This window comes from Streptococcus pluranimalium (assembly GCF_047785745.1).
In the GTDB taxonomy this organism is placed as follows: domain Bacteria; phylum Bacillota; class Bacilli; order Lactobacillales; family Streptococcaceae; genus Streptococcus; species Streptococcus pluranimalium_B.
The window spans coordinates 57,061-65,934 of the sequence record NZ_JBLOJT010000002.1; the positions used below are offsets into that span (position 1 = coordinate 57,061).

Sequence of the window (8,874 nt, forward strand, 5' to 3'; positions counted from 1 at the left end):
TCATATTTTTGTTGGATTCTTTTTTCATTATAATATTTGATGTAATTTTCTACAATTTGAATTACAATATATTTCTGAAACAACACAATACAAATATTGACATGCAATTATTAATTGGTGGATTTTAAGTTGACATCTACAAAGTTTAATGTTAAAATTCATTCAAAAATATATTTGAATGAGGTGTTTTATGATTCAAAATGTTGTTACTTCAATAATCCTGTATTCTGGGACAGCCGTAGACTTACTTATCATCCTAATGTTATTTTTTGCCAAAAGAAAAAGCAGAAAAGACATCATTAACATCTATTTAGGACAATTTCTAGGCTCTGTTAGTCTAATATTGCTAAGTTTGCTTTTTGCATTTGTCTTAGATTATATTCCTAGTAAAGAGATTTTAGGTTTGCTCGGTTTGATTCCAATTTTCCTAGGCCTCAAAGTTTTGCTTTTAGGAGATTCTGATGGAGAAGCTATTGCCAAAGAAGGTTTGAGCAAAGATAATAAAAACCTGATTTTTCTAGTCGCTATGATTACTTTTGCAAGTTGTGGTGCTGACAATATTGGTGTCTTTGTCCCATATTTTACTACCTTAAATTTAGCGAATTTGATAGTGGCTTTACTGACCTTTCTAGTCATGATTTATCTCTTGGTTTTTTCTGCCCAAAAATTGTCACAAGTCCCTTCTGTTGGAGAAACTTTGGAAAAATATAGCAGATGGTTTATTGCTGTTGTCTATTTAGGATTGGGGATGTATATCCTGATTGAAAACAACAGCTTTGACATGCTATGGGCTGTGTTAGGCTAGGAGAAAAAACTTATGAAAAAAGATAGTATCTGTCAAGTGGATGTTATAAATCAACAAAATGTTACAACCGCAACGAACTACCTTGAAAAGGAAAAAGTCCAAAAATCACTTCGCATTTTATCAAAATTTACCGATAATAAACAGATAAATATCATCTTTTATCTCCTTGCCGTCGAAGAACTCTGTGTCTGCGATATAGCCTGTTTATTAAATCTCAGTATGGCATCTGCCTCCCACCATCTTCGTAAGCTAGCCAATCAAAACATCTTGGACACTAGAAGAGAGGGGAAAATTATATATTATTTTATAAAAGATGAGGAAATCAGAGATTTTTTTAATCAACTAGGATAACAACTATTTTTACTACTTTTCCATGATTATAGGGAGATTATATATGAAATTTTTGATGAAATTACTCACAAGAAATACCTACTCGTATCAAATGTTTAAGAAAAAAGTATAATTTAAAGCAAAGCGACCTACGATTATATCAGCGTTTACAGACATTCAAGAGAAATCTCTTGGATGTCTTTTTTGGGCTAAAGCAAGGCTATGATTAGCCTTGGCAAATTTGCCTAACAGCTCCAAACCTGTCGTCAAATGAAATCGATGACTTATCAGAATGAGTTATTATGCTCTTATCCCCTATGCATGGATTTGAACTACCATTCCAGTTTACTTTTCCATATTATGATATTGTAGTAGCTATTTTATCTACTATATTAATTATTTATGGTGGACGTCCATTGTTGCATAGATTGACAGTCAATAAATCCTTTCTTTCTGATTATAAATTTACAATAAAAAAAAGAAGTCAAATAGTTTTTGATGTTGATGTAAAAAGCTTTCTGACCGCAAAATTCCGTTTATTTGTAACCTTCTTCCTACTCTCTATTTTACTTTTCTGACAGAAAAGATTATAATAAGGAGTGTTTTTTTTCGGAGGTTTTTATGTCATTTCTATCAAAAAATTGGGCAGGACTGTTAGCCTGTCTTATTATATCTATCATCTCTTGGGTTTTAGGAGGCTTTCTGCCCGTTGTGGGAGCACCTGTTTTCGCCATTTTTATCGGAATGATTCTCCATCCCTTTCTCACTTCCTATAAACAACTGGATGCCGGCTTGACTTATAGCTCCAAAAAATTGCTTCAGTATGCTGTTATCTTGCTTGGATTTGGACTCAATATCTCTCAAGTTTTCGCAGTTGGAAAATCTTCCCTTCCTGTCATACTTTCGACCATTTCTATCGCTTTAATTATTGCTTTCTTTTTCCAACGATTTTTTAATCTGGATACAAAGCTAGCTACCCTGGTTGGTGTAGGTTCTTCTATCTGTGGCGGTTCTGCCATTGCAGCGACTGCTCCTGTTATTCACGCCAAGGAAAAAGAAGTAGCCCAAGCTATCTCTGTTATCTTTTTCTTCAATGTCTTGGCAGCTCTTATCTTTCCAACTCTAGGTTCTTGGCTCCATCTCTCCAACGAAGGTTTTGCTCTCTTTGCGGGTACTGCGGTCAACGATACTTCCTCTGTAACAGCCACAGCTAGCGCTTGGGATAGTCTTTACAATAGCAACACTCTTGAATCTGCCACTATTGTCAAACTGACACGCACCCTGGCTATTATCCCTATCACTCTCTTCCTCTCCTATTGGCAAAGCCGTCAACAAGGCAACAACCAAGGGGTAAAGCTTAAAAAAGTCTTCCCCGTTTTCATCCTCTACTTTATCCTAGCTTCTCTGCTAACTACTCTTCTCACATCTTTCGGTGTCAGCAATAGCTTCTTTTCACCTCTCAAAGAGCTCTCCAAATTCCTCATCATCATGGCTATGAGTGCTATTGGTCTCAAAACAAACCTCATTGCTATGATCAAATCCAGTGGAAAATCCATTCTTCTTGGAGCCCTTTGCTGGATTGCTATCATCCTGACTAGTCTTGGCATGCAATTACTCATCGGTATTTACTAAGAAGGCTCTGTCACAACAAATGGTTGATTTTTGACGAGAAATGACGAGAAATAGCGTATAATAATAGTAAGAAACAGTACCACCGAAGGAGGTAATTGGATATGCCTACTATCAAAGACGCATTAGATATTATCGGTAAGTTGACTGTCGCAGAGCAGGAAAGCCTTAAAACAATGCTTTTAAGTCCTGCCTTTGTAAAGTCTTTGAATATTGAAGATTTCGTAGCAAAGGAACGCTTTGCAAATGGTCGTGTATGCCCTCTTTGTGGCTATATCCATGTGGTTCGCAATGGTCATCGTAAAGATGGCACACAGCGATATGTATGTAAGGATTGTGGCAAGTCCTTCGTGATTGCTACGAACTCCATTGTGTCTGGTACAAGAAAAGACTTGTCCGTGTGGGAGCAGTACATTGATTGTATGATGAATGGCTTATCCATTCGTAAGACTGCTGTTGCTTGTGGGATTCACAGAAACACCGCATTCCTTTGGAGACACAAGATTTTGGATGCACTTCAGAATATGGCAGACGATGTTACCCTTGACGGCATTATTGAGGCTGACGAAACTTTTTTCGCCATCTCGTACAAGGGCAATCATAGCAAGAGTAAGACATTTGCTATGCCACGCAAGGCTCATAAGCGTGGTCATTCTACACATATCAGAGGCTTGTCCCAAGAAAAGGTATGTGTTCCTTGTGCGGTTAATAGGAATGGCTTGTCTATCTCCAAGATTACGAATACTGGTAGAGTTTCTACAAGAGATTTACATCATATTTATGATGGTAGGATTAAGACCAATTCCACTCTTGTTACGGACAAGATGAACTCCTATGTGAGATTTACAAATGCCAATGGCATTGACCTTGTGCAGTTAAAGACTGGCAAAGCCAAGAAAGGCATTTATAATATCCAACATATCAATAGCTACCATAGCCAGCTAAAGAGGTTTATGCGTGGCTTTAACGGTGTTTCTACCAAGTATCTGAACAACTATCTTGTGTGGAATAACCTTGTAAATTACGCCAAAGAAAGCGACATGGAGAAAAGGAACATCTTCTTAACTTTTGTTTTGGCAACATTGAAAACTGCTAAATGCAGAGATTTATCAAACAGACCAGCAGTTCCTCTGGTCGCCTAATTAGAATTTGTGGAGATGATAAGATGGTCAATATAACAGATGTAAAACAGATTCTTCAATTTGCAATAGATGCGGAGATTAAAGTCTTTCTTGATGGTGGCTGGGGTGTAGATGCTCTTCTTGGATATCAGTCAAGAGCCCATAATGATATTGACATTTTTGTAGAAAAGAACGATTATCAGAACTTTATAGAAATAATGAAAGCTAATGGCTTTTATGAGATTAAGATGGAATATACAACATTGAACCATACTGTATGGGAAGATTTGAAAAACAGAATTATTGATTTGCATTGTTTTGAATATACGGACGAAGGTGAAATTCTTTATGATGGGGATTGTTTTCCGGTAGAAACTTTTTCGGGTAAAGGAAGAATTGAGGAAATAGAGGTTTCCTGTATTGAACCATATAGTCAAGTAATGTTCCATCTGGGATACGAGTTTGATGAAAATGATGCACATGATGTGAAGTTATTGTGTGAGACATTTCATATCGAAATTCCAAATGAGTATAGATAACTGCAAATAACAGTTTGTAGGGGAGTTCTGATACTCCCCTATAAAAATGGCTATTTATCAACTGTTTGTTGTGACATAGCCACTAAGAAAAAAGGGAGCCTAAAAGCTACCTCAGAACGTAGACAAACGTCATTTTTGGCGTTTGTCTTTTTGTATGTTCAAAGATATTTTATTCAATAATAGTCAAAATGTCGAAATTTGTTTTGGAGTTTCAGTTCTTTTGAAGTCAAAGCATCAATCTGATTATTTTTGGGATCGAATGTCACTGGAAGAACAAGAGAGTTATGTAGAGTATCCAATATACCATCTTTATAAAATGTTGTAGTCAATATCAGTTGTAAGTATTGACGTTTATTAACATTTATTAACGTTTATAGAATAATTATAGGTTACAATTTAGTGAGCTATTCCGTTCCACAGTATAAATCCAAAATCTCTTTTAATCCCTTTCGTCTATTAGTATAGAAGAAAGCTCTCATCACACGTCGAGGTAGTTGGTTTGCTGGTGAAAGGTTAGAAAGGGTGAAGTATGAAAAATTCGATGAGTAAGATTCCTAGTGGTGTCATTGTTGATACGACATTATCATATTTTTTGATCGGGCGATTGATGTTTGAGGAAGAAGGTTACATGGCCTATGTGATTTCGGAATGGATGCATATTGACCCTTCTGATGTTTAAATGGTGTTCCAAATTACCAAAGACGATTATGAACAGTTTTTGGAGATGAGGCGGCAGCAGTTGACTCCAAGTGTGTCAGAATTAAAAGCGTCTGAGAGGAATTTCCTTTGTGGCGAGACGATTTATTGTGTGAGAAATCGCTGCACGATAGAAGATGTTGACTTAGCTCTGGCAGAAAAAATTTTGGACTAAAATAGACTACTAGCCTTGGAGACAAGGCTTTTTAGCTTGGGGTGGGGGAGTATCAGAGTGATTACCTCAGTTGAGGTAGCTGAGATGCTGGATATGTTAGAGATAATTTATTTCCGTAGACGCATGTAGGGAACATAGGAGAAGGAGTATGAGGGAATAGATATCCCCCTTCTCTTAAGTTACCGATATGGTCGAGAGGGGATCAGATTATATTACTCGATGAGCTTACTTTCTTTCATAGCTGCATTCTGAAAGTTGATGCTCTGTTGTTTAACGTTATCGCTAAATTGTCGACTTGGTTCCTCCGGACATATAGTTTTCCTATTTTCTTTAGTTTAGAATATTTTATAAGATTTATCTAGTTTAGTGTAATCGATTCTCCCCTTTTTCAGATCAGATATCCTGGGTTTATTGCTGTCACTCTATATCATAAGAATAGCCCCCAAAAAGTTAGATTCTTTGTCTAACTTTTTGGAGGCTGTTGCTATTTTGTGAATGTCTGATTTTTCAGAGAAGTACGTTCATCTGAAATTAGGTATTATAAAGCTTCAATCACTTCTTCGGTGGTCAGGACTTTGTTAGCGATGTAACCAAAGTTGGTTAAAGCAGCATCGTAAGCCGCTTGCCCAGGAGCGCCAATGGCATCTTTTGCCACAATCACGTTAAAGCCTGATTCGATCAATTCACGCATGTGGGAATCTACACAGAGGTTAGCATTCATACCAGCGAGGATGATGGTGTCGATACCGTTTTTGCGCAATTGCAGAGCGAGGTCATTGCTTTCAGGACCGAAAATCTTGTGCGGGCTAGTGAGGATGGTGTCTTCATCCATGAGTTCCTTCATTTCAGGGATGATATCTGCTCCAGAACCTTCCACAACAGGGCTGTATTGGCTGTCACGCCAGAACATTTGGTTTTCAATCATCATGGTTTCGCCAGCTGCTTTGAATTGCCACTTAGTGTCATGTGGGTAGAAGTAGTGAGCAGAAATGAAGCGTTTGTAGCCTTTATTTTTAGCAACGGCAAACAAGTTGATTAAATTTTCGATGGTATTGACCTTTTCAAGAATATCTTTTGTAGCCCCAAAGCCTTTACCAGCAGGCTTTAAGAACTCTACTTGTGGGTCAGTAATCACGATAGCAACATTTTTGGGGTTAAACATAAAAGCACCTCTTTAATTATGATTCATAGTACCTACCGTTCGGTACAGAATATAGCTTACCATCTCAACGATAGTTTGGCAAGCCTTTTGTTCAAAAACATGCTATAATTTTAGAAAAGGAGTAGGAAATCAGTCATGACAACACGAGAACACATTTTAGACAAGGCAGGGAAGCTCATTTATCGAAAGGGTTATTTGGCGGCATCTATTAGTGATATTTTGGCAGAATCAGGGGTCGGAAAAGGGCAACTGTATCATTATTTTGCTTCTAAGAAAGCTATCGGCTTGGAAGTGGTGACTCGCTTACTTGCTCAGTGGCGGATAGAGTTGCTGGATGGTATCTTAAAACAAAGTAATCCCAGCCAAGCTCTTCTGGATATGATTGATTGGTTTTTCACCTTTCATCAGCAGCAAGAGGTCCATTATGGCTGTCCAGTGGGGAATTTAATTGTGGAACTAGCGACACAGGAAGCGGATTTCCAACTCTTACTGGAAGACTTTATTTCTGATTGGGTAGTAGGTTTAGCAACTGTTTTAGGAAAACAATCTCCAAACCTATCTGATAAGGAGAGAACAGATTTAGCTTTGTCTATGATTTCTAGTCTTCAAGGTGGTGCTGTTCTCGTCAAACTCCAGCAGGATATGCATAGTTTGGAAGCTGTTCGCCAAGGTTTGATTCAGCAGTTTATCTTAATCTAGATAAGTGTCACTGTTCTTGGAAAAATGGAGTAAGTGCTATATTGTCTGCTATAATAGAAAGAACTAGCTGGATATCAAGAGTAATAAACTTCTAGATTGATAGCGGTATATGGTTTAAATTATTGATTTATCGTAGTTTTTGTCATTGTTACGAATAATTTTATAGAACAAGGAGGGAAAAATGGTTGAAGAAGTGAAATAGTCCGGTGGACTATTTCAGCCTGAGCCTAAAAATAAGAGAGCGATGGATTGAACGATTGAAGGGTTTTGGCTGTTGCTTGATTTCACGTGTTGTAATTTAAAAATAAGAGAGCGATGGATTGAACGATTGAAGGAGCAGAGGGCAACTCTGCTGATGGGAGGATTATTATAGCGTTGACAGGTATGTTTGCCAGTCAAGTTTTTGCGAAACCTAGCCTGACGAATGATTTTCCAGAGATTGAACAGGTTGAGGAGAAAGATGTCAAGAGTGACAGTATTGAGAAAGAAAGCTCAGAGTCTATCATGATTACAGTGGATGTCAAAGGGGTTGCTGTTAAGGAAGGGCTTTATGAACTACCGTCTGATAGCCGTGTGAATGATGCTATTATGAAGGCAGGAGGGTTGACGGATCTGGCGGATAAAAAGTCTGTAAATTTAGCACAAAAACTGGCAGATGAATCAGTGATTTACGTAGCTGGTCAAGGAGAAAATGTTTCAGTCGTCGCAACAGGGTCAGAAACATCCTCTACTCAAAAAATCAATCTGAATACCGCTGATGAGGCTCAGCTGCAAACCATCACAGATATCGGAGCTAAAAAAGCCCAGGACATCATCACTCACCGTGAAACGGTAGGTCGTTTTTCGAGTGTAGATAACCTCAAGCAGGTTGCAGGTATTGGTCAAAAAACCATCGACAAGATCCGCTCGGAGATTACAGTTGATTAAGCGATTCCCATTGCCACCCCTTCAGTAGGCTTATCTGAGTTTACTAGCTTATTTTACCGTTTATCGCTTTCACTGGGCGCTTGTAGACATCATATTGTTTAGTTTTTGGCGTTTGTGGAAAAATGGCAGAGCTATTTTTCTAAGAACCCTTCTTATCTTGAGCATTCTTACAGGCGTGTTTGCTTATCGTCACCATCAAGCAGAGCGTGCAGACAATACGGCGCCAGAAAAGCTAACCAGTTTAGCGCTCATACCAGACAGCCTACAAATCAACGGTGATCAGTTATCTTTTCGAGGGGAATCCGATGGACGAGTTTATCAGGTCTTCTATCAGCTAAAGCCCCAGACAGATCAAGAATTTTTCAAAACCTTGACTCAGCCTGTTCGCTTGACGGGCAGTTTTGAGCTATCAGAGGCTGAGGGTCAACGAAATTTTAAGGGCTTTGACTATCATTCTTATCTTGAGACATAAGGAATCTATCAGGTTGCTAAAGTTACATCTGTAGAAGAGGTTTCTCTACGATCTTTATCAGGTCTGGGTGATTATCTACGTTTGTTGAGATGACAGGTGTTGGTTTATATCTATGGTCATTTCCCTGAGCCCATGACGCATTACATGACTGGTCTTTTATTCGGTCATTTGGATAAATCATTTGATGACATGACAGAGCTTTATTCTAACCTTGGGATTATTCATTTACTTGCCTTGTCAGGGATGCAGGTGGATTTTTTCCTCGGCTGGTTTAGAAAAATCTTATTAAGATTATTTATATAAGAAAGTAAGCTTTACT

The 8,874-nt window shown here is 38.1% G+C and carries 11 protein-coding genes and 1 pseudogene; 11 read left to right on the forward strand and 1 reads right to left on the reverse strand.

The genetic code is table 11. The annotated features are described in order from the left end of the window. The first annotated feature begins 190 nt into the window (after window positions 1-190). The 7 genes and pseudogenes from ACMZ6U_RS00770 (at window position 191) to ACMZ6U_RS00800 (ending at window position 5,103) form a co-directional block, all read left to right on the forward strand. Window positions 191-805: a CadD family cadmium resistance transporter gene (locus ACMZ6U_RS00770; protein WP_029179152.1), complete on the forward strand. Its 615-nt coding sequence runs from the start codon at window positions 191-193 to the stop codon at window positions 803-805. 12 nt (window positions 806-817) lie between these two features. Continuing rightward, window positions 818-1,156, forward strand: coding sequence for a Cd(II)/Zn(II)-sensing metalloregulatory transcriptional regulator CadX (cadX, locus tag ACMZ6U_RS00775; RefSeq protein ID WP_000711078.1), 339 nt, complete (start codon window positions 818-820; stop codon window positions 1,154-1,156). Between the two features lie 22 nt (window positions 1,157-1,178). Continuing rightward, window positions 1,179-1,365: pseudogene (locus tag ACMZ6U_RS00780) on the forward strand (hypothetical protein). A gap of 391 nt (window positions 1,366-1,756) precedes the next feature. Further along, window positions 1,757-2,767, forward strand: a complete 1,011-nt coding sequence (locus tag ACMZ6U_RS00785) for a YeiH family protein (protein WP_149518625.1) — start codon at window positions 1,757-1,759, stop codon at window positions 2,765-2,767. Window positions 2,768-2,868: 101 nt separating this feature from the next. Continuing rightward, window positions 2,869-3,906, forward strand: a complete 1,038-nt coding sequence (locus tag ACMZ6U_RS00790) for an IS1595-like element ISSag10 family transposase (RefSeq protein WP_416105776.1) — start codon at window positions 2,869-2,871, stop codon at window positions 3,904-3,906. A 23-nt stretch (window positions 3,907-3,929) separates the two neighbouring features. Continuing rightward, complete coding sequence (gene lnu(C), locus ACMZ6U_RS00795; RefSeq protein ID WP_002837187.1) at window positions 3,930-4,424, forward strand: lincosamide nucleotidyltransferase Lnu(C); 495 nt, start codon at window positions 3,930-3,932, stop codon at window positions 4,422-4,424. 529 nt (window positions 4,425-4,953) lie between these two features. Next, window positions 4,954-5,103, forward strand: coding sequence for a hypothetical protein (locus tag ACMZ6U_RS00800; protein WP_416105777.1), 150 nt, complete (start codon window positions 4,954-4,956; stop codon window positions 5,101-5,103). A 730-nt stretch (window positions 5,104-5,833) separates the two neighbouring features. Here the strand turns inward: ACMZ6U_RS00800 and ACMZ6U_RS00805 are convergent. Further along, entirely contained in the window at window positions 5,834-6,457 is a 624-nt protein-coding gene (locus ACMZ6U_RS00805; RefSeq protein ID WP_416105778.1) for a cysteine hydrolase, read from the reverse strand. Between the two features lie 135 nt (window positions 6,458-6,592). Here ACMZ6U_RS00805 and ACMZ6U_RS00810 point away from each other — a divergent pair, with 135 nt between their 5' ends. The 4 genes from ACMZ6U_RS00810 to ACMZ6U_RS00825 all read left to right on the forward strand — a co-directional run bounded on the left by ACMZ6U_RS00810 (window position 6,593) and on the right by ACMZ6U_RS00825 (window position 8,858). Next, window positions 6,593-7,156 (forward strand): TetR/AcrR family transcriptional regulator, encoded by a 564-nt coding sequence (locus ACMZ6U_RS00810; protein ID WP_416105779.1) that lies wholly within the window; start codon window positions 6,593-6,595, stop codon window positions 7,154-7,156. A gap of 384 nt (window positions 7,157-7,540) precedes the next feature. Continuing rightward, a complete protein-coding gene (locus ACMZ6U_RS00815; protein ID WP_416105784.1) occupies window positions 7,541-8,083 on the forward strand; it encodes a helix-hairpin-helix domain-containing protein in 543 nt (180 codons plus the stop codon). A gap of 94 nt (window positions 8,084-8,177) precedes the next feature. Then, entirely contained in the window at window positions 8,178-8,555 is a 378-nt protein-coding gene (locus tag ACMZ6U_RS00820) for a hypothetical protein (protein ID WP_416105780.1), read from the forward strand. Between the two features lie 96 nt (window positions 8,556-8,651). Continuing rightward, the gene (locus ACMZ6U_RS00825; RefSeq protein WP_416105781.1) at window positions 8,652-8,858 is read left to right on the forward strand and encodes a ComEC/Rec2 family competence protein; all 207 of its coding nucleotides are present in this window, start codon (window positions 8,652-8,654) and stop codon (window positions 8,856-8,858) included. Window positions 8,859-8,874 lie beyond the last annotated feature (16 nt).